Source organism: Nocardioides sp., from assembly GCF_964229035.1.
Classification (GTDB): domain Bacteria; phylum Actinomycetota; class Actinomycetes; order Propionibacteriales; family Nocardioidaceae; genus Nocardioides.
Genome location: NZ_CAXRAZ010000004.1, coordinates 23,666 through 44,902, shown reverse-complemented (window position 1 = coordinate 44,902; position 21,237 = coordinate 23,666). Strand labels below are relative to the sequence as shown.

The 21,237-nt window shown below is 69.9% G+C and carries 24 protein-coding genes and 4 tRNA genes; 9 read left to right on the top strand and 19 right to left on the bottom strand.

Features of this window, described 5'->3' with window-relative positions; translation table 11 throughout:
- Positions 1-29 precede the first annotated feature (29 nt).
- Together ACERUN_RS01905 and ACERUN_RS01900 are read right to left on the bottom strand one after the other, a co-directional pair.
- Positions 30-101: transfer RNA gene (locus ACERUN_RS01905), tRNA-Val, on the bottom strand.
- Between the two features lie 82 nt (positions 102-183).
- Complete coding sequence (locus ACERUN_RS01900) at positions 184-2,034, bottom strand: flavin-containing monooxygenase (RefSeq protein WP_370287923.1); 1,851 nt, start codon at positions 2,032-2,034, stop codon at positions 184-186.
- Positions 2,035-2,125: 91 nt separating this feature from the next.
- On the opposite strand from ACERUN_RS01900, the gene ACERUN_RS01895 reads away from it, so the two are divergent.
- From ACERUN_RS01895 to ACERUN_RS01870, 6 genes are all read left to right on the top strand, one after another.
- Complete coding sequence (locus tag ACERUN_RS01895) at positions 2,126-3,319, top strand: GAF domain-containing protein (RefSeq protein ID WP_370287921.1); 1,194 nt, start codon at positions 2,126-2,128, stop codon at positions 3,317-3,319.
- 123 nt (positions 3,320-3,442) lie between these two features.
- Positions 3,443-3,515 (top strand) — tRNA-Gly (locus ACERUN_RS01890).
- Between the two features lie 50 nt (positions 3,516-3,565).
- Positions 3,566-3,639 (top strand) — tRNA-Cys (locus tag ACERUN_RS01885).
- Positions 3,640-3,655: 16 nt separating this feature from the next.
- A tRNA-Val gene (locus ACERUN_RS01880) sits at positions 3,656-3,730 on the top strand.
- Positions 3,731-3,861: 131 nt separating this feature from the next.
- The gene (locus ACERUN_RS01875; protein ID WP_370287918.1) at positions 3,862-4,176 is read left to right on the top strand and encodes a hypothetical protein; all 315 of its coding nucleotides are present in this window, start codon (positions 3,862-3,864) and stop codon (positions 4,174-4,176) included.
- Positions 4,177-4,460: 284 nt separating this feature from the next.
- On the top strand, positions 4,461-5,375 hold the full coding sequence (locus tag ACERUN_RS01870; RefSeq protein WP_370287913.1) for an Abi family protein: 915 nt from the start codon (positions 4,461-4,463) through the stop codon (positions 5,373-5,375).
- A 229-nt stretch (positions 5,376-5,604) separates the two neighbouring features.
- On the opposite strand, the gene ACERUN_RS01865 is transcribed toward ACERUN_RS01870, so the two are convergent.
- From ACERUN_RS01865 to ACERUN_RS01815, 11 genes are all read right to left on the bottom strand, one after another.
- Positions 5,605-6,834: a phage major capsid protein gene (locus tag ACERUN_RS01865; protein ID WP_370287911.1), complete on the bottom strand. Its 1,230-nt coding sequence runs from the start codon at positions 6,832-6,834 to the stop codon at positions 5,605-5,607.
- Positions 6,835-7,030: 196 nt separating this feature from the next.
- On the bottom strand, positions 7,031-7,345 hold the full coding sequence (locus tag ACERUN_RS01860) for a hypothetical protein (RefSeq protein WP_370287908.1): 315 nt from the start codon (positions 7,343-7,345) through the stop codon (positions 7,031-7,033).
- Between the two features lie 98 nt (positions 7,346-7,443).
- Positions 7,444-7,848, bottom strand: coding sequence for a hypothetical protein (locus ACERUN_RS01855; protein ID WP_370287904.1), 405 nt, complete (start codon positions 7,846-7,848; stop codon positions 7,444-7,446).
- 261 nt (positions 7,849-8,109) lie between these two features.
- Complete coding sequence (locus tag ACERUN_RS01850; RefSeq protein WP_370287902.1) at positions 8,110-8,706, bottom strand: hypothetical protein; 597 nt, start codon at positions 8,704-8,706, stop codon at positions 8,110-8,112.
- Positions 8,703-8,960, bottom strand: a complete 258-nt coding sequence (locus ACERUN_RS01845) for a hypothetical protein (RefSeq protein ID WP_370287899.1) — start codon at positions 8,958-8,960, stop codon at positions 8,703-8,705. The genes ACERUN_RS01850 and ACERUN_RS01845 overlap by 4 nt, the downstream gene beginning before the upstream one ends.
- Complete coding sequence (locus ACERUN_RS01840) at positions 8,960-9,157, bottom strand: hypothetical protein (RefSeq protein WP_370287896.1); 198 nt, start codon at positions 9,155-9,157, stop codon at positions 8,960-8,962. Before ACERUN_RS01840 ends, ACERUN_RS01845 begins: the two co-directional genes overlap by 1 nt.
- A 23-nt stretch (positions 9,158-9,180) precedes the next feature.
- Positions 9,181-9,417 carry a hypothetical protein gene (locus tag ACERUN_RS01835; protein ID WP_370287894.1) on the bottom strand — a complete coding sequence of 79 codons (237 nt, stop codon included), beginning with the start codon at positions 9,415-9,417 and terminating at the stop codon, positions 9,181-9,183.
- Positions 9,399-9,674 (bottom strand): hypothetical protein, encoded by a 276-nt coding sequence (locus tag ACERUN_RS01830; RefSeq protein ID WP_370287892.1) that lies wholly within the window; start codon positions 9,672-9,674, stop codon positions 9,399-9,401. The genes ACERUN_RS01835 and ACERUN_RS01830 overlap by 19 nt, the downstream gene beginning before the upstream one ends.
- Positions 9,671-9,880 carry a helix-turn-helix domain-containing protein gene (locus ACERUN_RS01825; RefSeq protein WP_370287890.1) on the bottom strand — a complete coding sequence of 70 codons (210 nt, stop codon included), beginning with the start codon at positions 9,878-9,880 and terminating at the stop codon, positions 9,671-9,673. Before ACERUN_RS01825 ends, ACERUN_RS01830 begins: the two co-directional genes overlap by 4 nt.
- A gap of 520 nt (positions 9,881-10,400) precedes the next feature.
- The gene (locus ACERUN_RS01820; protein WP_370287888.1) at positions 10,401-11,597 is read right to left on the bottom strand and encodes a tyrosine-type recombinase/integrase; all 1,197 of its coding nucleotides are present in this window, start codon (positions 11,595-11,597) and stop codon (positions 10,401-10,403) included.
- A 324-nt stretch (positions 11,598-11,921) separates the two neighbouring features.
- On the bottom strand, positions 11,922-12,314 hold the full coding sequence (locus tag ACERUN_RS01815) for a nuclear transport factor 2 family protein (RefSeq protein WP_370287885.1): 393 nt from the start codon (positions 12,312-12,314) through the stop codon (positions 11,922-11,924).
- Between the two features lie 79 nt (positions 12,315-12,393).
- On the opposite strand from ACERUN_RS01815, the gene ACERUN_RS01810 reads away from it, so the two are divergent.
- Positions 12,394-13,209, top strand: a complete 816-nt coding sequence (locus ACERUN_RS01810; protein WP_370287883.1) for a MerR family transcriptional regulator — start codon at positions 12,394-12,396, stop codon at positions 13,207-13,209.
- 704 nt (positions 13,210-13,913) lie between these two features.
- Here the strand turns inward: ACERUN_RS01810 and ACERUN_RS01805 are convergent.
- The 6 genes from ACERUN_RS01805 to ACERUN_RS01780 all read right to left on the bottom strand — a co-directional run bounded on the left by ACERUN_RS01805 (position 13,914) and on the right by ACERUN_RS01780 (position 18,737).
- Complete coding sequence (locus ACERUN_RS01805; protein ID WP_370287881.1) at positions 13,914-14,123, bottom strand: hypothetical protein; 210 nt, start codon at positions 14,121-14,123, stop codon at positions 13,914-13,916.
- Positions 14,124-14,185: 62 nt separating this feature from the next.
- Entirely contained in the window at positions 14,186-14,692 is a 507-nt protein-coding gene (locus tag ACERUN_RS01800; RefSeq protein WP_370287880.1) for a hypothetical protein, read from the bottom strand.
- A 78-nt stretch (positions 14,693-14,770) separates the two neighbouring features.
- Positions 14,771-14,929: a hypothetical protein gene (locus ACERUN_RS01795; protein WP_370287878.1), complete on the bottom strand. Its 159-nt coding sequence runs from the start codon at positions 14,927-14,929 to the stop codon at positions 14,771-14,773.
- A gap of 147 nt (positions 14,930-15,076) precedes the next feature.
- Complete coding sequence (locus ACERUN_RS01790; protein WP_370288044.1) at positions 15,077-16,087, bottom strand: TrkA family potassium uptake protein; 1,011 nt, start codon at positions 16,085-16,087, stop codon at positions 15,077-15,079.
- Positions 16,088-16,202: 115 nt separating this feature from the next.
- Positions 16,203-17,243: a YihY/virulence factor BrkB family protein gene (locus ACERUN_RS01785; protein ID WP_370287877.1), complete on the bottom strand. Its 1,041-nt coding sequence runs from the start codon at positions 17,241-17,243 to the stop codon at positions 16,203-16,205.
- Positions 17,244-17,333: 90 nt separating this feature from the next.
- Positions 17,334-18,737, bottom strand: coding sequence for a cation:dicarboxylate symporter family transporter (locus ACERUN_RS01780; RefSeq protein WP_370287875.1), 1,404 nt, complete (start codon positions 18,735-18,737; stop codon positions 17,334-17,336).
- Positions 18,738-18,884: 147 nt separating this feature from the next.
- Here ACERUN_RS01780 and ACERUN_RS01775 point away from each other — a divergent pair, with 147 nt between their 5' ends.
- Positions 18,885-20,540, top strand: coding sequence for an ATP-binding protein (locus ACERUN_RS01775; RefSeq protein WP_370287873.1), 1,656 nt, complete (start codon positions 18,885-18,887; stop codon positions 20,538-20,540).
- Positions 20,537-21,229, top strand: a complete 693-nt coding sequence (locus tag ACERUN_RS01770; protein ID WP_370287871.1) for a response regulator — start codon at positions 20,537-20,539, stop codon at positions 21,227-21,229. The genes ACERUN_RS01775 and ACERUN_RS01770 overlap by 4 nt, the downstream gene beginning before the upstream one ends.
- The last annotated feature ends 8 nt before the right edge of the window (positions 21,230-21,237 follow it).

Below are 21,237 nucleotides of genomic sequence, written 5' to 3'. Positions count from 1 at the left end.
CTGGTGGCCGCCGGGGGCTGTGCTCGCGGTGGGCGATACTGGGTTCGAACCAGTGACCTCTTCGGTGTGAACGAAGCGCGCTACCACTGCGCCAATCGCCCGCGTGCGGGCCGTGAAGCACCGCGGTCGGAGACTCTAACGCATCGTCGCCCACCGTTCACATCGGGGCCGCACGCCCCTGCCTCAGCGCAGGTGGTGCACCTCCTGCAGGCCGAACACCGGCGTCGCCATGCCTGCGTGGCGCGCAGTGAGCTGCAGCGCGAGGTAGAGCGAGTAGTGGCGCGACTGGTGCAGGTTGCCGCCGTGGAACCACAGGTTCGGCTGCTGGGTGGGCTTCCACATGTTGCGCTGCTCGCCCTCCCAGGGGCCGGGATCCTTCGTCGTGTCGGAGCCGAGCCCCCACACCTTGCCGACGCGGTCGGCGACCTCCTGGCTGATCAGGTCGGCGGCCCACCCGTTCATCGATCCGTAGCCCGTGGCATAGACGACGAGGTCGGCGGGCAGCGTCGTGCCGTCGGCGAGCACGACGGCGTCCTCGGTGAGGTGGTCGACCTGCCCGCGAGCGAGCTTCACCTCGCCGTCGGCCACGAGCTCGGCGGCACCGACGTCGATGTAGTAGCCGGATCCGCGGCGCAGGTACTTCATGAACAGGCCCGACCCGTCGTCGCCCCAGTCGAGGTCGAATCCGGCCGCCTCGAGACGGGCGTAGAAGTCGGCGTCGCGCTCGCGCATGCGCTCGTAGAGCGGGATCTGGAACTCGTGCATGATCCGGTACGGCAGGGAGGCGAACACCAGGTCGGCCTTCTCGGTGCTCATGCCGGCCGCGAGAGCGCGCTCGGAGTACAGGTCGCCGAGGCCGATCTCCATGAGCGAGTCGCTCTTGACGATGTGGGTCGAGGAGCGCTGCACCATCGTCACGTCGGCACCGGTCTCCCACAGGGCTCCGCAGATGTCGAAGGCGGAGTTGTTGCTGCCGATCACCACCACCCGCTTGCCGGCGTAGGCGTCGGGCCCGGGGTGCTGCGAGGAGTGGTGCTGCTCCCCCGCGAAGACGTCCTGACCGGGGATCACCGGCACGTTGGGCTTGCCCGACATCCCGGTGGCGAGCACCAGGTGCGTGGGGCGCAGCACCAGCGGTCGGCCCTCGCGCTCGATCTCGACGCGCCACTCGCCGGCGGCCTCGTCGAAGCTCGCCGACGTGGCGACCGTGCTCGACCAGTACGGCACCTCCATCACGCGCGTGTAGAACTCCAGCCAGTCACCGACCTTGTCCTTCGGCGCGAACACCGGCCAGTTGTCGGGGAACTTCAGGTAGGGCAGGTGGTCGTACCAGACCGGGTCGTGCAGGCACAGCGACTTGTAGCGGTTGCGCCACTGGTCACCGGGCCGCGCGTGCTTGTCGATCACCAGCGACGGGACGCCGAGCTGGCGCAGCCTCGCCCCGAGCGCGATGCCGCCCTGCCCCCCGCCGATCACGAGCACGTAGGGCTGGGTCTCCGTGCCGAGTGCGGCCTCCTCCGCGGCGCGTCGCTCGGCCCAGGTCACGCGCTCACGGTTCGCCCCGTGCTCGGCCCCCATCGGACGACGGGTGCCGCGTGGCTCCTCGCGCCCGCTCAGCTCGAAGAGGGTGGTGAGGAAGGTCCAGGCCACCTCGCGCCCGGTGGCGTCGTCGACGACGAGGCGCACGAGCCCACGCCCGCGCCCGACGGCGGTGGCGAACTCGAACCACGCCGTGCGCACGCCGTCCTCGGACGACGAGGGCTCGCTGAGGCGTAGGTCGGTGGGATCGACGCGGTCGAGGGTCGCGCTCAGCAGCTCCACGACGCCGGGGCGGTCCTCGACGGTGGTGATGTTCCACGAGAAGGCCACGAGGTCGCGCCAGAAGCAGGTGGTGGCGAAGTGGGCGGTGGCGGCCCCCACGTCCCGGGCGGCGAAGGCGGCCTGCAGGGAGTCGAGCCACGTCTGGGCGGGATCGGACGTGGGATCGGTGGCGGGATCGGTGGCGGCCACGGGCCGCTCGTCGAGCTGGGTCATGCGCCCAGCACAGCCCCGACGACGCATCGGGCGGAAGCGTTGCAGCGCGTTGCATGTGGCCCCGGTCACATCCGCCTGCGTACCGTGGAGCATGGCCTCGACCGACCTCGCCTCGCGTGCCCGCGATCTCGCCCGCCTGCATGACGCCGTGCTGTCGGGGTCGGCGTCCCCGGCCCAGGTGCGCCCGGTGGTGGCCCGATCGTGGACGCGGATGCTCGACCTCGGTCTCGACCCGCAGGCCCGGGCGTTGAGCGATCCGCTCCCCCCGGTGGAGCTCGAGCGCCGGCGCCGCGAGTCGCGCCTGGCGCTCGTGATCGACGAGATCCGCGAGCTGCTCCTCAGCGCCGCCGACGCCTCCAACTACCTCGTCGTGGTCGCCGACGCCGACGGCGTCGTGCTGTGGCGCAGCGGTTCGCCGCGGGTGCGCCGCCAGGCTGACGGGCTCGGATTCGCCGACGGCGCGCTCTGGACCGAGGAGGCGGTCGGCACCAATGCGATCGGCACCGCGCTCACCGAGGGCGCGCCGGTGCAGCTGTTCGCCGCCGAGCACTACGAGTACGCCCAGCTCCCCTGGTACTGCACGGCCTCCCCCATCCACGACCCCGTGGACGGCGCCCTGCTCGGCGTCGTCGACGTGAGCGGACCGGCACTCACGCTCCACCCGGCCATCCAGGCCCTCGTCACCGCCTCGGTGCGCCTGGCCGAAGCCCGGCTGCGCCACCACCACGATGTCGGGCTGGAGCGCCTCCGCGTCTCCGCCGGGCCGCTCCTGACCGGTGGCGGTGGCCCTCTGCTCGTCGTCGACGACCACGGCTGGGTCGCCGCGACGCGCGGCATCGTGGCCACCGAGCGGGTCGAGGCGCCGCGGGCCGACCGCCCCCTCGCGGTGCCGGGCCTCGGCCTGTGTCGGCCCGAGCGGTTGCGCGGCGGGTGGCTGATCCGCCCGTCGTCCTCGGTGTCGGGTCGGCCCGCGCTGAGCGCCGTGCTCGACCTCACCACCCGGCCGGCGACCCTCGAGGTCGTGGACGACGACGCCGGCTGGCGCACGACCCTCTCCCCGCGCCACGCCAGCCTCGTGCGCCTCATCGCGGCGGCCGGGCCGACAGGTGCCTCCGTGGCGGACCTCAGCCGCGCGATCTACGGCGACCCCGACCATGCGGTGAGTATCCGCGCGGAGGTCTCCCGGCTGCGCCGTCTCCTCGGCGCCCTGCTCGCCACCGCCCCCTATCGCCTCGCCGACGGCGTCACCCTGCACGTCGTAGACGACGCCCACCCCGGCCCCTGAGGACGCCGCGAGAGGCCCGCCGACGCGCTGACCGACCCCCGGTTTTGGCACGCCCCAGGGGATCGGCTAATGTTCTCAACCGCGCCGCAGAGCGGTCCGAAAGGGCCAGGAAAGCGGTGTGATGCGGACGTAGCTCAGTTGGTAGAGCGCAACCTTGCCAAGGTTGAGGTCGCGAGTTCGAGCCTCGTCGTCCGCTCGGAGAGGTCAGACCCACTGGCTGACCAGGTCAGTAGGTCGGGCCTTCGCGGTGGGTTGGCCGAGAGGCGAGGCAACGGACTGCAAATCCGTGTACACGGGTTCAAATCCCGTACCCACCTCCACATCACAACTCCACACGGGCGATTGGCGCAGCGGTAGCGCGCTTCCTTGACACGGAAGAGGTCACTGGTTCAAACCCAGTATCGCCCACCAGCACAGAAATGGCCCCTGACCTGCGGAAACGCAGAGTCCGGGGCCGTTTGCTTTACTCCCCCGTGGGTCCAATGTGGACAAACGGGACCGAGGCGCAACGGTCCTGACTCTCAATCCGAGAGGCCGAACCAATGGACACCAACAGCAACACCACCGCGCTCAACTGCCCGCCCCTCTGCCTGTTCGTCGACGAGCCCCACCGGCACGACGTGGACATTGACGGCGAGGGTCGCGTGCTCGTCGACCACTCGATCGACTTCGGACCCCACGTCTGGGCCAGCATGCGAGTCGACGTGCGCGACGACGACAGGATCATGTCGACGATGGTCGGTATCAGCGACGTGGACAGCGCAGAGAGCGACCTGCCCTACAACCCCGAAGCGCTGCGGAAGTTCGCTGCTGCCGTGATGGACGCGGCGGACTGGTTGGAGGCTCGGCAGGCCTGAGCAGAGCTGAGCCCGAGGGGCCCGACGCGAGCGCATTGCGCGGGGCCGCGTTGCGCGTGCCCCGCGCCCGCCTGCCCACAGGCTCCGAGTTGGGCCCCTTAGGGCGCGCGCGCTGCAACATCGCGCCATGTCACGGGACGTCATGGCGCGCACTGGCACTTGGTGGCACTTGGTGGCACTTGGTGGTACGTGTTGGCACACTGTGATACGTTTCTACGCATCAGCGCCCCACCAAGGCTAGAGTCCCGGACACTGGACGGAACTTCCTGAAATCGGTGGGGCCAATGACTTTTTCGGGTGCGATCGAGCCTGGGCAACACGGCAAGCGCGCGCTCTCCTACTCGGACCAAGTTTCACTATTGCAGTCACGTGGCTTGGCGGTCGGCCTGCCGGACCGCGCAGCAGAGTACTTGCGCGTAGAGAACTACTACCACTTCTCTGGCTACGCTCGACAGTTTCAGCGTGATCCCAGAAATGGCGACAACGCCTTTGAGTCGGGCTGCACCTTCGCTGACATCGTTGCCGCAATGCGAGAGGACGATCGGCTCAAGTCCTGGATTCTCCCGGGCCTGCTTATAGCCGAGCGGGCCATTCGACATAGCGTTGCTCATCATCTCGCCATGGCTCATGGCGACGCGGCCTTTTACCTACAGCCGACCTTCTATTCGGCAGCCACTAAGCAGGGCGACGATATCTGTGACGCTATCGAGTCTCGCCTGCGCCGATCCAAGCATCGGGGCGTACGTCGCTATATGCAGGGCCAGGATTGCACCTCCGTACCGATTTGGGTGGCGGTCCAAGAACTGACATACGGGAACGTTGCGAAACTGGTAACACATGCCGCGAACCGAGATCCGATCAACCAGACTGCGGAAACATTTGGATTCAAGCGAAACCAATTCCCAAGCATCGTCGCATCCTTCGCATATCTGCGAAACAGTTGCGCCCACCACGCTCAACTGTGGCATCGGCATAACACCTCAGTGAGTCCGCTCGTCATCAAGAACTCAGACAAGCGCCATCATCCCCGATGGGGCAATCACAGTCTCTACCCCACGCTTTTGGCGCTAGAGTCGATTCTGCGGCAAATCGAATTGGATCCAAGCGGACCGGGGCGGGCTCGTCTTGGCGAGGCGCTCAGCTATCTCGCGCGAAATGGCCCAAATCAGCCGGGATTCCTAGATCCCAGTCCACGATAGTGCTTGATATCGCCAACGGCGGGCAACCCCGAGAGAGGGTGCCCGCCGTTGTTGTCTCCGCTGAGGGCCGGTTCGGTGGAGACGTGCGCGGCCCCGACTCGCCCGCAACTAGCGGGCCGGGGCCACTTCCGCACCTGAGGCCGATCGCTCCGCCCACAAACCAAAACGGGGCGATCGTCCCTTGCGCTCACCGGTTGAGTAGGCCGGGAGCGGGTGCGGCGTCAGGGGGTCAGGAAGCGCCGCCCACGAACGCCTTCACGGCGCTGGGGTCGGTGAGCTTCCCGTCGAGGCGGTGCAGCGCACGGAACGACGACATGTCGTTGCCGAAACGGAACTGGTCCGAACGCTCGAACCGCAGGCTCTTGGTCTGACGCACCCACACGCGCGAGAAGTCGCCGTAGAGCACCGACTTGGCACCGAGCCCGATCGCCGGGGCGGCCTCGTCGAGGTACACCGGGCGACCGAGCAGGGAGCCCACAGCCTGCGGGTCGTCAGGCAGCGCGTCAGCCTGGAACAGGTAGTCGCCGGTACCGGACGCCTTGAGCTTGCGAACAGCGCCCAGGGTGACCGAACGCATGATCCACGCGGCGTTGCGCTGATACGGCGAGGCGAGCGAGTGCTGAAGGTCGATCAGGTTGTCAGCGGTGAAACCACCCGTGACACCCGTTCCGCCCGTGACACCCGTGGTCGCGACGCTCACGATGCCCTGCGGCTGGCCGGTGTTGTTGCCGGTGAGCAGGTGGGCACCGAACGCCGTACCGATCGCCTCGCCAGCCTGCGCGGCCAGGAAGCTGGGCACGTCGAACGACGTGTCGCTGAGCATCTCGTAGGTGACGTCGATCAGGACGCCGTACTTGAACGCGCGCAGGGTGATCGCGTCGAGGCTGGGGTCGTTCTCGGGGATGGCGGCACCCTCGGCCACGATCGCCGCCGTGCCGCCCGAGAGCGAGCGGGGCACCTTGTAGTCCTCACCGGTCTCGGTGGTCACCAGACGCGCACCAGCAGCGAGCACCGCTGAGGACGCCACCAGCGAGCGCACCAGCTCGTTGGAGTAGGTGGTCGGCAGCCCGTGGCCGCTGGTCGTGGTCAGGTCGCGCGCCTCGCGCCCGTTGGGCAGGTCGCGCAGGTTCAGCTCGAGCGGACGGGGGTCGTTCTCGGAGATACGACGACGCAGCTCGTTGGCGATGTCGGCGTTCTCGGCGTTCAACGAGACGTTGGCGCTCAGGCGGGCGAAGAGGCGGCGGGCAGGCTCAGCGGCGGCGTTGCGGTCCTCCAGGTCCTGAAGCTCGGCGATGCGCTGGTCGACCTCGTCGATCTGGGCCTTGGTGTCGTCGAAGCGGCGCTTCTCGCCGCCGGACAGGTCGCGACCGAACTTCTCAGCCGTGCTCACGATCTGGTCGGCGTCAGCAACGAGCGCACGACGGCGCTCCTTGAGCTTATTGATCATGTCGATACTCATGGGAATACGTCTCCTTGGTGGACGCGAGAATGAACGCGCGGGATTCAGATACCGCGCAGGGTTCAGAGGATGGGGCCGGCAAATCCATGCCGTTCCGCGTCAACTCAGGGCGTCCGCCGTCAGCGAGGCACATTCATCCGTACCAATCGCGACACTTTCCGTCGACACCTCAGTATATCGCGGACGGCGTCGTAATTCATGCGCCGTCGTCGCCCTGGTCGCTGTCCTGATCGGCGTCCGGTTCGTCGTCGAGGATCAGCCCGCCCGTCGCTTCGGGATCAGCGAGACGGGCGATCAGATCGCGCTCGTGCTTATCCACGTCGAACGTCAGGCAAGCCAGAGCGTTGTAGACGGCGGCGAGCTTGTGATCACCCTCGGTCGCCAATGCGTCGCGCGACCTCGTGAGAGCAATTCCGAGGTTGCGCCGGCCCTTGCCGAAGTCGGCGAGAGCGTCGATGAGATACGTCGTGTCGAGCGCGTGTAATGCGCCGTCGTGGTCGGTGTTCGTCATGGTTGCGGGTTCCTTTTTCAAGAGAGAGAGAAAGTTCGGGCAGGAGTTACGTGGCCTGCGCCACCTGAATTAATGGGTTGTTGGCGAGGCCCTGCCCCCTAGATCCGGGACGGGTCGAATGGCTCGTCAGGAGTGGCGAGGGCGCGGGCGATCGGGTCGAAGTCGTCGGGCGAGCTGATCGAGATTGCGTCCATCAGCCGCGCCAGCTCGGCGGCAGTCTGAGCAGCCGACGCCGCGCCCTGGTCGAGACGTCGCGCGAGCGATCGGGCGGCAGCAGCTCGCACCCGATCGGGCGGCAGCAGCTCGCGCCCGTCGAGCACGTCGACCACAGCGGCCTCAACAGGACCGACGTCGTCGCGTCCGGCGTCGAGGTAGTCGAGCACAAGCGAGCGCAGCAACGTGGAGGGAGTCGAGCCCTTCTCTGCTGCGATTGCGCGGAACCGCTCAGCAGCAGCGAGGGGAACAGCGGCGCTGAGGGTCGAGGTCGAGTCACGGTCGGGCATCGGTCGCCCTTTCTTGGGATTGGAGTTGGAGGGATCGGGGGCGTGGATGTGCGGTGGCGATGCCAGGAGTCGCCACGAGCACCCCAGAAAGATGTGGGGTACTCATTCAGCGAGTGCCCTTGTCGAGTTGCTCGCGCAGGTCGCGAATCTCGGCGGCTTGCAGGGTCAACAGGTGCTTGGTTTCGCGGACGAACCGTTGGTGTTGTGCGCGTAGTCGAGCGAGGGCGATCGCCTCGCGAGTGACGCAGTCGCATGGCCGCGTCATGCTGCGGTCCCCTCGTCGGGTCCGGCGTTGTCGTCGGTACCGGTGGATAGATAGAAGAGAGGGCCACCGCTCAGGGTGTCCGCATCAGCACGGACACTTGGGGGTGAAGTGTCCACGTCTGACACGGACACTTGAGGGTCAGGTGTCCGCTCCAGCACGGACACTTGGGAGCAGCGGGCGCACTCGCAGCCGTCGCGGTGTGCCTGCGCCGACCGGACCCGATGGGCCTTGCGGCACCGGTACTCGGCACCCTTGCCACCCTGCACGTCGTCAGTCGGCACGACGAGACACAGAGCGTCGGAACCGGGCATCAGGTAGCCCCAGTGAACGCACCGCTTGATCGCCTCGGACACGCGACGCCGATCAGGCACGACACCAGCCGTCGACACCAGCACCTCGGCCAGCTCGCCCGGATCGAACGGCGCATGACCACCGACACGACGACGACCCAGCGCAGCGAAGTAGACGCGCAGCGGTAGCGGGTGCTGAGGGTTGATCGCCTTCTCCAGCCACCCGCCGTTGCGGTGGGCAGAGAACTCGCGCACGCCCCCGTCGTCGTAGCCGAAGTCGATCTTCGGATCAGTCCGACTCATGCGGCACCCCCGAACCGACCCACCTCGGCAGCCATGCGGAACGCACGCGCCCGGTCGTCGAGGGACTGCCAGCGGGCACGCAACTGCTCCTCGCTCGCCTGCCCGGTGAAGTCGCCGGCCCTCGGCTTGGCCCACTCGAAACGATCCGCACGCTCGCGAAGCTGACGGGCATTCACAGCGGCGATGGCATCGGCCAGCACCCGCGCAGCGAAGTGCGCGGCGTACTCGTCGAGGGCGTCGAAGTCATCGTCCATCAGCGCACCTCCGCCCACTCGTCGAGCACCACGAGGAAGCCACGAGACTCGGCGAACGCGATCAGGTCCGACGTGCGCCACGGGCCGATCACCCACCCGCGCGGGTTCCGGTTCCACAGCGGCGGCCTGCCATTCCGCAGATCCGTGATGAGGTCGCGTGCACCCCACCCGCTCACCGTGCTCAGCGACGGGTTCACCGACGTGATCGTGATGCGCCCGCTCACTCGTCCTCACCGCCCACCACGAGCGCCGCAGAGCCAGGAACGGGCACGAGCTGGCACAGGACGATGTCGAAGCGCCTACCGGCCTTCTGGGCACGCTCAGCGGCCTTCACGGCGTTGTGCAGCGACAAAAACACACGACGGCGTGCGGTCGCCCCGTCGTCGTCGAGGGTGAGCACCACGAACGCAGGCGCGACAGCACGCGAGTCGTCGGCCTTCACGACGACACCGGCCATTCGTGACGCTTGACCGGGCGAGGCTTGCGAGCACCGGGCGCACGCCGCATGAGGCGGTCGAGCACGTCGAGGTCGCTCACCCGGTCCTTCGCGGCGAGCGCGTCGAGGGCGTGGCGAACGTCGGCACCGCTCGGGTTGATCCCGGCAGCCTTGGCGACGGTGATGATCCGTGCTGCCATCTGGCGCTTGGTCTCGGCCTTGGTGCGGGTGCCGGTGATCCCGTTCGGCGCAGGCGTCGAGCCCGCTGAGGTATTCACGATTCCCCGCTCGTGGCCGAGGGAACGGGGCGCAGCAGATTGTCGAGGTCGTCAGCTGCGATGCGGATCAGCCGTGATCCGCTGATCCTCCGCGCAGGGAGTACGCCGCGCGCGATGTAGTTGCGGATGGTCCGATCGGTGACGCCGAGATACTCGGCGGCTGCCTGCTGGTCGAGCCAGCGGCGGGCGATGGCGCGTTGGGCCATGTGTGCTCCAAGGGGTCACATAGTGACCGCACCTTTGAGCACGGGAATCCGGTAGGGACAGGAACTATCGTACATGAACCACTAGGCGGGTAGCGGTCGTCACGAATTCACGGCAATGGCGAGACATCCACGAAGGGAAGCCCTTCATTCCGAGCGCCCTCTAGATAGGCGTTCCAATCCCTTCGACGGACGCGATGGGTGAGGTTGCAACTTGGGCAACTGGTCTCGATTGAGCCGGGACCTTCATTCACCGATCCGACCGCACGCCCCTCGGCAGAAACAACGGGCCGAACATTCTGAGCAGTAGCAACGATGTGCGACCTTCCCCCACGGGGTCCGGGGTCATCTGGCATGCCACACCACGCCCAGGCAAAGCGGCCCACTCCATTGCCCGAATCGAAGTAGGCGCCGATAAGGGTGATCTTGTGGGGAATGGCACGAGAACCACGACACACGATCGGTAGCCAATCGCGCTGCGCGTCGAAAGTAGGCACGGCGATCAGCCAGTCAGGGACGTCGTTCACAGTGAACCCCCGGCCATCTCGGACAGCCTGCGGGCAATCTCCTGATCGCGCTCGGCAGCGGCGTGCTGGTAACGCAATGCGGCGGCAGGGGTCGAGTGCCCGAGTCGTCCCATGAGCTCGGCGAGCGTCGCGCCCGTCTGAGCGGCGAGCACGGCGCCGGTGTGCCGAAGGTCGTGGAAGCGCAGATCATCGCGCCCAGCGGCCTGCCGTGCGGCGTACCAGCCCCATCCCGCACGCTTCACGGTGCCGTCCTTCGCCAGCACGGCAGCACGTCCATAGAACGTCGAGGGCGCCAGGTGCTCGCCGCTCGCAGTGGCGAACAACAGCCCATCCCTGCCCGGTGCGGTGTGCTCCAACAGGTGAGCTCGCACGAGCGGCAGAAGGTGAGGCGGGATCGCCACGTCACGGATACCTGCGTCGCTCTTGGGCGCCTTGGTGACGACGCCTTCCGAGGATCGGACGACGCCGCGCCGGACATGGAGCACGCCGTTCTTGGAGTCCACGTCCTTGCGTCGAAGCTCGGCCAGCTCGCCGAACCGCAGAGCGCACCATGCGGCCAGCAGCACCATCAGGCGGTGCCGCTCGGGCATGTTCTCGGCGATCGTCGTCAGCTCGTCGAGGCTGGCAGGCTTGACCTTCTTCGCGCGGGTCGTCGAGCCACCTCCGCGCACCTTGGCAGGGTTGGCGGTCTTGATCAGGCCGCGATCGACGGCGGTGCCGAGGATCGTCCGCAGGAGCGAGTAGGCGTGTGCCTGCGTCGTGGGGCGCCCGACCGCGCACAGCTCGTACCAGTGGTCGACTTGCTCGGGCGTGATGGAGGTCAGCGGCATATCCGCGAATGTCGGCAGGATGTGGTCGTCGAGCAACGCCCGGTAGTGGTCTCGGGTGCGGACGGCGAGCGGGCGTCCCTTGACCTTCCGGCCAGCGAGCCAGGCATCGGAGTAGGGGCCGAATGTGACGTCGGCGGCCTTCTGCTTCGCCATCTGCTGCCGAGGCGGCACCCACCCCATCGGGTCGGCCTCGATGCGCTGCATCTCCTCGAGGAGATACCTTCCGGCGGCCTTCTTGTCGTCGAACAACCAGGGGCCCTTGTGGCGCTGGCCGTCCGGTCCCGTGAACCGCACTCGGTAGCGCCCGGACGGCAGCTTCTCGACGGTCCCGGTCTTGGGTCGGCCCTTGGCTGGTCGTGCCATCGCGCGGCGCCTCTCGTGGATTCAACGTGGACAGAACGCAGCCTAGTTGATTCCGTGGACTTCCGGCGGATGCCACGTTACTGTTCTGCGTAAGCGCAGGTCAGGAACGTATCTTGCAGGTCAGACCCAGTAACGCCGGGTCGCCAACGTACTGGTTCAAACCCAGTATCGCCCACCGATCATGAGGCCCCTCCTCCGCGGTGACGCGGAGGAGGGGCCTCATTGAATTTCCAGCAGGGCTGATCGGCGGTTGATCGTCCTCTCGTCGTCAGGCCGAAGGAACGGCCCCTCCGTCGATCACGAGCTCTCCCGCTCCTGGCCCGCTCACGAGGCCAGGACGATGTCGAGACGGGCGATGAGGTCGGCGGCGAGCAGGAAGCGGTAGTCGAGGTCCGCCGTCCCGCCCGGGAAGTCGCCCGCAAGGTGGTGACCGACGACCCAGGCACCACCGTCGCGACGCACCCCCGTGACCTCGGTGGTGAAGGCGAACTCCGTGCCCGCCGTGGCGATGAATCGGCGCAGGCTCTCCTTGCCGCTGTGCGCCTCACCGACATCCGAGATGACGGCGTCGGGCGTCAGGAGCCGCAGGGCGGTGTCGGCGTCGTGCGCCCGATGCGCCTGCAGGAAGGCGTGGACGACGGGGGGCAGGTCGCCCTCGCCTCGCGTGTCGTTGTCGTGCGGGTCGTTGGCGTCGGTGCTCGTGTGTTCCAGGTTCATGTGTTCCAGCCTGGGCACTCGCGCCGCGCGAGGGTCAAGGACTGGTGTCTCCCCCGGGGGGAGAGTCCACCATGGACCCATGTTGGCGATCGGCGAGTTCTCGCGCCTCACGCACCTCAGCATCCGCACGCTGCGGCGCTACCACGAGGGAGGACTCCTCGAGCCGGAACTGGTCGACGCCTCCAGCGGCTACCGCTACTACTCGGCCGACCAGATCCCCGTCGCCCAGGTGATCCACCGCCTGCGCGAGCTCGACGTGCCCCTCGCCGACGTCCGACGCATCCTCGGAACCTCCGACCCCGATGCCCGAGCCGCGCTGGTGGCCGCGCACCTATCCCGCCTCGAGGCCGAGCTCGCCCGCACCCGACACGCGGTCACCTCGCTGCGGCGCCTGCTGACGCCGGAGCCAGCACCGCTGCACGTCGAGCTGCGAGCCGAGCCGGAGACGATGGTCGCCGCCGTCGCGGACGACGTCAGCACCGGCGACGTCGCCGCCTGGTTCGCCGGCGCGATGTCCGAGCTCGACGCCGTCCTCGGCCCGAGCGCCGAGCACGGACCGGCCGGCGGCCTCTACGACAACAGCCTCTTCGAGCACGGGCGCGGACGCCTCCTGCTCTACCGGCCCTCCGCCGCGCCACCGCAGCGCGGCCGCGTCCACCCGGTCCACCTGCCCGCGGTCGAGCTCGCCGTCACCACGCACCACGGCGACCACGACGACGCCGACGTCACCTACGGCCAGCTCGGCGCCTGGGTGGTAGCCAACGCCCTCACTGTGGCCGGGCCGGTGCGCGAGCGCTACCTGGTGGGGCCGCGTGACACCGACGACGTCGCCGCCTGGCGCACCGAGATCGGGTGGCCGGTGTTCCGGGTGGCCTCGGAGGCGCCGCACCCGTGATGCGTGAATTTCTCGCCTCGCGGTTTCGGTGACAACTGTCACGGGTAGAGGGCTGGCAGCGGGGCGTCTGACGTGGGAGCAGACGACGCACCGCTTCTCGGAGGCAGGGCCCCACCCCGGCCTCCGGCCCCGCCCATCCATCGGATCGGGCGGGGCCGCCTCCTCCGCGACACGGCGGCCGTCAAGCATTCAATTTCAATGCTTTACCAACACCGCTAACCTCCGCGAGCGGACTCCCCCGTTCGCACCGGGCTGATCACGGGCGCCCGGCCGTCGGGGGCCGACCTCCCCCTCGCAACCGGCCCCACACGGGCGCGAGGTGCGTCGCCACGGGCGGGCGGCGCCGGAGGGCCGGAAACGGTCCGCGGCAGGGATCCCGAGATCCTGCTCTCGGTCCCCCAGACCGGCCGATCTGTCGCGGCCGGGTCCCTGCCCCACGGGAGCGATCCCCCAACAGACCGGAATCCCCCAGCAAGCACAGCGCCCCGTCCCGCAGGATGCGGGACGGGGCGGTGTCGGCCGGCGCGTGTGGGGAGCGTCGGCCGAGATGGTTAGGAACCGCTGTCGACGCTAGTGGTCGTCGTCACGCGACGAGGGCTAATCGCTGCATCCTTGACCGTCGAGAAGGTAAAACTTCCGCGCGACGGGCGATGCACCGACACCGACGGGACGACGTCCCCGCCATGGTGCTCCGGACGAGCCCCTCACCCGTAGGCCGAGCCCGTGTTGGGCGAGGACTTGATCGGGCGCAGGTTGCCAGCGGGGAGCCACTCGGTGACGATGCGGCCGTCGCGATCGGCGTAGCTGACCAGGCCGCGCCAGCCGTCGTCGTCGCAGCGCCACTCGATGAGCAGGCCGGGCAGCTCGACCGGCACGAAGGCCGGGCGCACCCAGACATGCCGAACGCCCACCATGGAGACAGGTTAGAACATATGTTCGAATCCGTCCCAGGGTGGGCGCCCTCGACATCAGCGGCTCAGGCCGTCGGCTCCTGCGGAGCATCGGCGGCCGCACGGTTGCTCGGCGCGGGGGTCGCGGGGGCCGTGTACTGCTGGTACGGCGCCGGCGCCGACTGACGGCGCAGGCCGACGACCACGGCACCTGCCGCAGCGGCCACCAGGCCGAGCAGCAGGACCTTGCGGCCGCGGCGCTTCTTCTTCGGCAGGCGCTGGGCGAGCGCCTCGGGGAGGCGGTCGACCACGTCGTCCGGGATGCGCTCGGCGAGAGCCTCACCCAGCACCGAGCCGCGGGCGGCCGCCTTCGCGCGGCCACGCTCGAGCGCGGGGCCGGCGTTGTCGGCGATCGCGGAGCCGAGCTGGCTGCCGCGGGCCACGGCGGTCTCGCGGCCGTGCTCGAGTGCGGGCCCCGCCTTCTCGGCGATGGTGTGAGCGGCCGACTCGATGCGCGGCGCCACGGCCTCGCGGACGTCGTCGGCGAAGTCGAGCAGGCCGTCCTTGACGTGAGCGGTGCGCGAGCGGGTCATGATGCGTCTCCTCGGGTCGGGGTCATGGCCCCGTTGTACCCGCTCGCGCGCACCCCACCCGGTACGGCCGGCAGCGGTTCACCCGGCTCGGTAGTGCTCCTGGGCACACTCGTTGCACTTCACCCGTTCGGCCTCCTGGGCGGGCGCACCGCCCAGGTGCCAGCGGGTCTGCTCCGTCCGGCGGGCGCAGCGGGGGCACCAGTCGTGGCGCACCCAGGGCCCGTAGTCCATCCCCATGCGAGAAGCCTGCACCCTCGCTCCCCCGTTGTCGCCGATCGAGGCGAGTCGACCTCGGCGCACCCAGCACTTCTGCCCGGTCGTCGGGCGCCGCGCTGGTCCCGTCGGACCATCGGGTCCCGATCGGCGCCGAACAGTCCCGGGCCGTCAGTCCTCGTCGACCGCGAAGTCCTCGTTGTGCGTCCCCGGCCGCGGCGCCCACGGCAGCTCCTTCGAGGCTCGGACGACGACCAGCCGGTCACCGCGCGCCAGCAGGGTGACGACCGGGTCGAAGTAGCGGTAGACCCGCTCGTCGCGCACCACGGCGATGACCTGGTCGGGCAGCGACTGCGGCGGCCGACCGACCTCGTTGACAAGCAGCTCACGCTCGGCCACCTCGAGGCCCTCGCCGTAGGTGAGGAGGTCCTCCATCACGGTGCCGAGGGTCGGCGACAGGGTCGAGAGTCCGAGCAGTCGGCCGACCGCGTCGGAGGAGGTGATGACAGAGTCGGCACCGGACTGACGCATCAGCGGGGCGTTCTCCTGCTCGTTGACCGCCGCGACGATCCACGCGTCGGGGTTGAGCTGGCGCACCGTGAGCGCGGCGAGCACGTTGGAGTCGTCGCGCCCCGTGGTGATGATGACCTGGTCGGCGTCGGCCACGTTGGCGCGCTGCAGCACCCCGCGACGGGTGGCATCGCCCGTGACGACGGCCAGCTGGTCGGCGTGGGCGTCGGCCAGCGCCACCGGGCTGGGGTCGACCACCACGAACTTCTCGCGGTCGAGGCCGTTGCCCACGAGCGTCTCGACGGCGCTGCGACCCTTGGTGCCGTATCCGATCACCACGACGTGGTGGTCCATCTGCTTCCTCCAACGGGAGATCCGGATGAGCTCGCGGCCGCGCTGGGCGAGCACCTCGAGGGTGGTGCCGATCAGCAGCACCAGGAACGCCACGCGTGCCGGCGTGATGACGAACGCGTTGATCACGCGGGCGTTGTCGCTGACCGGCGCGATGTCGCCGTAGCCGGTCGTGCTCAGCGTGACGGTCGTGTAGTAGATCGCGTCGATCAAGGAGATCGACCCGAACGGATCGGTCGGGGTCGCATCGCCGGCGTCGCGGTAGCCCTCGCGGTCGAAGTACACCAGCATGACCGTGCCGATCATGATGCTCAACGCCATCAGGATGCGGCGGGTCAGCTGCCACCACGGCGAGCGCAGCCGCTCGGGCAGCTCGACCTGGCCCAGCGACGGGCTGCGCGGCAGGTCCTCGGACTCCTCGGGCACGGCGGCGAATCTAGCCCACGCGCTCCTGGCCCGCGCCCACCGGACGGCGGAGCAGGCGTGCCATGAGCTCGCGCCGCGCCCGCTGGGTGGTCTCCTGCGGGAACACCTCGTCGAAGGCGGCGTTCACGCCGGCTCCGATCAGCACCGCCAGCGCGAGCAGGTAGAGCCACACGAGGATCGCGATCGGCGCGGCCAGCGGGCCGTAGACCGAGTGGGAGTCCTGAGCGGTGACGGTGAGCACCCAGCGCAGCAGGTAGGAGCCGAGGATCCAGGTGACGAGCGAGAACGTGGCGCCCGGCAGGTTGAAGCGCCAGCGCGTGCGCACCGGCACCGACACGTGGTAGAGCGTGGCCAGGAAGCACACGCACAGAGCCACGACGAGCGGCCAGTAGAAGGCCATCAGGAACTCGGCGCGGTTGGGCAGCCACGAGCGCACCAGGCGCGGGCCCGCCACCATCAGCGGCAGCGTGAGCGCACCGGTGATGACCGCGAGGATGTACAGCACGAACGACAGGGCGCGGGTGCGCAGGATCCCGCGGTGCCCGCCGAGGCCGTGCATGATCGTGATGGTGTCGACGAAGACGTTGAGCGCGCGCGAGCCCGACCACAGCGCCAGCACGAAGCCCAGCGAGATCACGTCGAAGCGGCCACCGGCCAGCACGTCGTCCACGGTGGGGGCGATGACGGTGTCGACGGCGTCGGCGGTGAGGAAGCTGGCGAAGAGGTCGATGATCGCCCGACGCACCTCCTCGACCTGCGCGGCGGTGAAGTACTGCGTCACGTAGCCGACCCCACCGGCGAGGGCGAAGATGAGCGGCGGCACCGACACCACCGCGAAGAACGCCCCCTCGGCCGCCAGACCCGTGACCCGGTAGCGCAGGCACGAGGCCACCGTCGTGACAATCAGCCGCCACAGCAGGTGGACGACGTGGCGCACCCGCTGCGCGAACCGCACCCGCCGCCCCGGTCGCCCGGTCGGCTCTGCTGGCTCGCTGTGGTCGAGGGGTCGCCGGACGCCGCGCACGCGTCGTCCGACCAGCTCATCGACCATGCGTTCCACCGTAAGGCGTGGCGGCCGTGCGCTCCGCGCCCACGCGCCCGGGATGTGGCGGACATCGCACACATCCCGGGCGCTGCCGACTCAGCGGGCGCCGGTCGCCTCACCGACCGCAGGCACTGCCGCCGGAGCGTCGTGCTCATCGTGGTCGTCGACCATCGTGGCCTCGTCGAAGGGGTCCTTGCCGGCCAGCACACGATCGAGTCGCTCGCGGTCGAGACTGTGGGTCCAGTGGCCGATGAGCACGGTGCCCACCGCGTTGCCGGCGAAGTTCGTCAGCGCGCGGGCCTCGGACATGAAGCGGTCGATGCCGATGATCAGGCCGACACCGTCGACGAGCTCGGGGCGGTGCGACTGCAGGCCGCCGGCCAGCACGGCCAGGCCCGAGCCCGTGACGCCGGCGGCGCCCTTGGCGGCGATCATCATGAAGAGCAGCAGCGAGACCTGCTCGCCGATCGACAGCGGTGCGCCGACGGCCTCGGCGATGAAGATCGACGCCATCGTCAGGTAGATCGCGGTGCCGTCGAGGTTGAACGAGTAGCCCGTCGGCACGACGACGCCCACCGTCGTCCGCTCGACGCCGGCGTGCTCGAGCTTGGCGATCACCCGCGGCAGCGCCGACTCCGAGGACGACGTGGCGAGGATGAGCAGGAACTCGCGGCCGAGGTAGCGCAGCAGCGCGAAGATGTTGATGCCGGTGGCGGCCTTGAGCACCACGCCGAGCACGACGAAGACGAACAGCGCGCAGGTGATGTAGAAGCCGATCATCAGCACGGCGAGGCTGCGCAGCGCGTCGACGCCGCCCTGGCCGGTGACGGCGGCCATCGCACCGAAGGCCCCGACGGGCGCCACCCACATCACCATCGCGAGCAGGCGGAAGACCAGCCGCTGCAGGTGGCCGACCACCGTGAGCACCGGTGCGCCGGCGGCGCCCATGCGCTGCAGGGCGAACCCGACGAGGAGGGCGACGAACAGGGTCTGCAGCACGCTGCCGCTCGTGAAGGCGCTGAACAGCGAGGTCGGGATGATCCCGAGCAGGAACGCGGTGGTGTCGGCGTGCCCCTCGGCCGCCTTCTCCTGCGCGGTCGCCGCGGCGGCCTGGGTGATCTGCAGTCCGTCGCCCGGGTGGAGCAGGTTGCCCACCACCATGCCGATGCTGAGGGCCACCGTCGACATCACGAGGAAGTAGACGAGCGCCAGTCCACCGACACGACCGACCTTCGCGGCACTGGCCACGGAGCCGACGCCCAGCACGATCGTGCAGAAGATGATGGGCTGGATCATCATCTTGATGAGGTTCACGAAGCCCTCGCCGAGCGGCTTCAGCTCGGTCGCGAAGCCGGGGAACAGCAGGCCGGTCGCGATGCCGAGCAGCACCGCCACGATGACAGCCAGGTAGAGGTAGTGCGTCGCGCGGGTGCTCGAGCGGCGGGGCCCGGGACCCTGTGCCGCGACGGCACCGGACGATGGGGTGGGAGTGGTGGACATGGTGCTCCTCGTGCTGCGGCGCCCCGCGGGGCGGCGGGCGGTCGCGGAGTGCGACCCGGTCCCACCCTGCGTCGCGACGTGACGACCGTCACCGTTGTGTTCGTAGTGTTCGCGGGGCGGGTGAGGCCGGTGGGTGAGAATGACCGGATGCCGCCCGTCGTCCACCGCCCGCAGCCGTGGCCGGCCCTGCGGCGCTGGGCCGCCGAGGCGCCGGTAGCGCGGCAGGTCATAATGCTCCAGGTCGGCGTGGTGGTGGCGCTCGTGGCGATCGCGATCGTGCTCGCGGGCCTCGACGCGCGCCGCGACGCCCGCGACCAGGCCACGGCGCGCGCCCTCGTCGTCGCGCGCGCGGTGGCCGACTCCCCCACCGTGCGCGAGGCGGTGGCCACCCCCGACCCGAGTCCGCGCCTGCAGCCCTACGCCGAGCAGGTGCGACGCGACACCGGCACCGACTTCGTCGTGGTGATGGGCCTCGACCGGGTGCGGTTCACCCACCCCACCCCCGCCCGCATCGGCCAGCGCTTCGTGGGCGACGTGGGCGCCGCACCCCGCGGCGGCGTCCTCACCCAGGAGTACACCGGCACACTCGGGCCGTCCGTCCGCGCGGTCGTGCCCGTGCGCGGCGAGGACGCCGAGCAACCGCCGGTGGCGCTCGTCGCCGTCGGCATCGCCGTGCGCGACATCGACGCGCAGCTGCGCCGCGACGTGCTCACCGTGCTGGGCTTCGCCGCCGGCGTGCTCGGGCTCGGGCTGCTCGGCACCGCGGCGATCGGACGACGCCTGCGCCGCGCCACGCACGGGCTCGGCGAGCGCGAGCTGACGCGGATGTACGAGTACTACTCCGCGGTGCTGCACTCGGTGCGCGAGGGCCTGCTGCTGCTCGACGGCGACGGGCGGGTGCAGCTGGTCAACGACGAGGCGCGCCGCCTGCTCGACCTGCCCGACCGCGTGGTCGGGCGCGCGATCGGCGAGCTCGGCCTCGCCCCCGCCCTCGTGGACGCCGTGCGCGGCGCCACCGCGGAGAGCGACGAGATCTTCCTCTCGGGCGACCGCGTGCTCGTGGTCTCCTCGGCCCCGGCACGGTGGGACGGGCGCGACGTCGGCGCCGTCGTGACGCTGCGCGATCGCACCGAGCTGCAGGAGGTGAGCGGCGAGCTGGAGGTGGTGCGCCGACTCTCCGAGTCGCTGCGCGCACAGAACCACGAGTCGGCCAACCGCCTGCACACCGTGGTGTCGCTGGTCGAGCTCGGACGCCACGAGCAGGCGGTCGAGTTCGCCACCGCCGAGCTCGAGGTCGCGCAAGGACTGACCGACGCGGTGGTCGGCGCCGTCGAGGAGCCGGTGGTCGCCGCCCTGCTGCTCGGCAAGTCGGCCGAGGCGGCCGAGCAGGGCATCCGGCTGCGCGTCGAGGGTGCGCTGGAGTCCTCACCGCTCCCCCCGCGCGAGCTCGTCACCGTGCTCGGCAACCTCGTGGACAACGCCTTCGAGGCGCTCGGCGAGGAGCCCGGGCGGCGCGAGGTGCTCGTGCGGCTCGGTGATGGGTCGGACGAGACCAGCGCCTCCGGCCGGACGCTGCTCACGGTCGACGACTCCGGTCCCGGCCTCGACGACGACGCCGCCCGCCACGCCTTCGAGCGCGGGTGGACGACGAAGGCCGCTCCCGGCTCCGGCCGCGGGCTCGGCCTGGCGCTGGTCGCCCAGACGGCCCGGCGCCACGGTGGTGAGGTGCGCGTGGCGGGCTCTCCGCTCGGGGGCGCCTCCCTGAGCGTCGTCCTCCCGCACGCCCAGGAGGAGGGGCCGTGACGGTGCGGGTGCTGGTGGTCGAGGATGAGGAGCTGGCCGCCGAGGCGCACGCCTCCTACGTGGCGCGCGTGCCGGGCTTCGCGCTCGCCGGCGTCGCGCGCTCGGCGCGCGAGGCCACCCGGGCCGTCGAGGCAGCGCGCGAGAAGGGGGCCCCGGTCGACCTGCTGCTGCTCGACATGAACCTGCCCGACGGCCACGGGCTCGCGCTGGTGGCCGGCCTGCGGGCGGCCGGGCACCACTGCGACGTCATCGCCGTCACCGCGGCGCGCGACGCGGCCGTCGTCCGCCAGGCCGTGGTGCAGGGGGTGGTGCTGTACCTGCTCAAGCCGTTCACGTTCGCGGCCTTCCGCAGCCGCCTCGAGCAGTACGCCGAGTACCGCGCCCGCCTGGCCACGGCGCCCGTCGAGATCGCCCAGGACGACGTGGACGAGCTGCTCGGCACCCTGCGGGCCGCCGGGGAGGGGCCGCTGCCGAAGGGCATGAGCGCCGAGACCATGCGCGCTGTGCGGCAGGCGCTGCGCGCCGCCGCCGACGGACTCTCGGCGAGCGCCGCCGCCGAGGCGGTGGGCACCTCGCGGGTCACCGCACGTCGCTACCTCGAGCACCTCAGCGACCAGGGGCTGGCCGCCCGCGGTGCCCGTTACGGCAGCGCGGGCGGTCGCCCGGAGGTCGTCTACACCTGGCGCTGAGATCCCGG

Coding starts and splice junctions, on each gene's coding strand:
- ACERUN_RS01900 (WP_370287923.1), bottom strand. CDS start 2,034: ATGACCCAGCTCGACGAGCGGCCCGTGGCCGCCACCGATCCCGCCACC.
- ACERUN_RS01895 (WP_370287921.1), top strand. CDS start 2,126: ATGGCCTCGACCGACCTCGCCTCGCGTGCCCGCGATCTCGCCCGCCTG.
- ACERUN_RS01875 (WP_370287918.1), top strand. CDS start 3,862: ATGGACACCAACAGCAACACCACCGCGCTCAACTGCCCGCCCCTCTGC.
- ACERUN_RS01870 (WP_370287913.1), top strand. CDS start 4,461: ATGACTTTTTCGGGTGCGATCGAGCCTGGGCAACACGGCAAGCGCGCG.
- ACERUN_RS01865 (WP_370287911.1), bottom strand. CDS start 6,834: ATGAGTATCGACATGATCAATAAGCTCAAGGAGCGCCGTCGTGCGCTC.
- ACERUN_RS01860 (WP_370287908.1), bottom strand. CDS start 7,345: ATGACGAACACCGACCACGACGGCGCATTACACGCGCTCGACACGACG.
- ACERUN_RS01855 (WP_370287904.1), bottom strand. CDS start 7,848: ATGCCCGACCGTGACTCGACCTCGACCCTCAGCGCCGCTGTTCCCCTC.
- ACERUN_RS01850 (WP_370287902.1), bottom strand. CDS start 8,706: ATGAGTCGGACTGATCCGAAGATCGACTTCGGCTACGACGACGGGGGC.
- ACERUN_RS01845 (WP_370287899.1), bottom strand. CDS start 8,960: ATGGACGATGACTTCGACGCCCTCGACGAGTACGCCGCGCACTTCGCT.
- ACERUN_RS01835 (WP_370287894.1), bottom strand. CDS start 9,417: ATGGCCGGTGTCGTCGTGAAGGCCGACGACTCGCGTGCTGTCGCGCCT.
- ACERUN_RS01825 (WP_370287890.1), bottom strand. CDS start 9,880: ATGGCCCAACGCGCCATCGCCCGCCGCTGGCTCGACCAGCAGGCAGCC.
- ACERUN_RS01820 (WP_370287888.1), bottom strand. CDS start 11,597: ATGGCACGACCAGCCAAGGGCCGACCCAAGACCGGGACCGTCGAGAAG.
- ACERUN_RS01815 (WP_370287885.1), bottom strand. CDS start 12,314: ATGAACCTGGAACACACGAGCACCGACGCCAACGACCCGCACGACAAC.
- ACERUN_RS01810 (WP_370287883.1), top strand. CDS start 12,394: ATGTTGGCGATCGGCGAGTTCTCGCGCCTCACGCACCTCAGCATCCGC.
- ACERUN_RS01805 (WP_370287881.1), bottom strand. CDS start 14,123: ATGGTGGGCGTTCGGCATGTCTGGGTGCGCCCGGCCTTCGTGCCGGTC.
- ACERUN_RS01800 (WP_370287880.1), bottom strand. CDS start 14,692: ATGACCCGCTCGCGCACCGCTCACGTCAAGGACGGCCTGCTCGACTTC.
- ACERUN_RS01795 (WP_370287878.1), bottom strand. CDS start 14,929: ATGGGGATGGACTACGGGCCCTGGGTGCGCCACGACTGGTGCCCCCGC.
- ACERUN_RS01790 (WP_370288044.1), bottom strand. CDS start 16,087: ATGGCGTTGAGCATCATGATCGGCACGGTCATGCTGGTGTACTTCGAC.
- ACERUN_RS01785 (WP_370287877.1), bottom strand. CDS start 17,243: ATGGTCGATGAGCTGGTCGGACGACGCGTGCGCGGCGTCCGGCGACCC.
- ACERUN_RS01780 (WP_370287875.1), bottom strand. CDS start 18,737: ATGTCCACCACTCCCACCCCATCGTCCGGTGCCGTCGCGGCACAGGGT.
- ACERUN_RS01775 (WP_370287873.1), top strand. CDS start 18,885: ATGCCGCCCGTCGTCCACCGCCCGCAGCCGTGGCCGGCCCTGCGGCGC.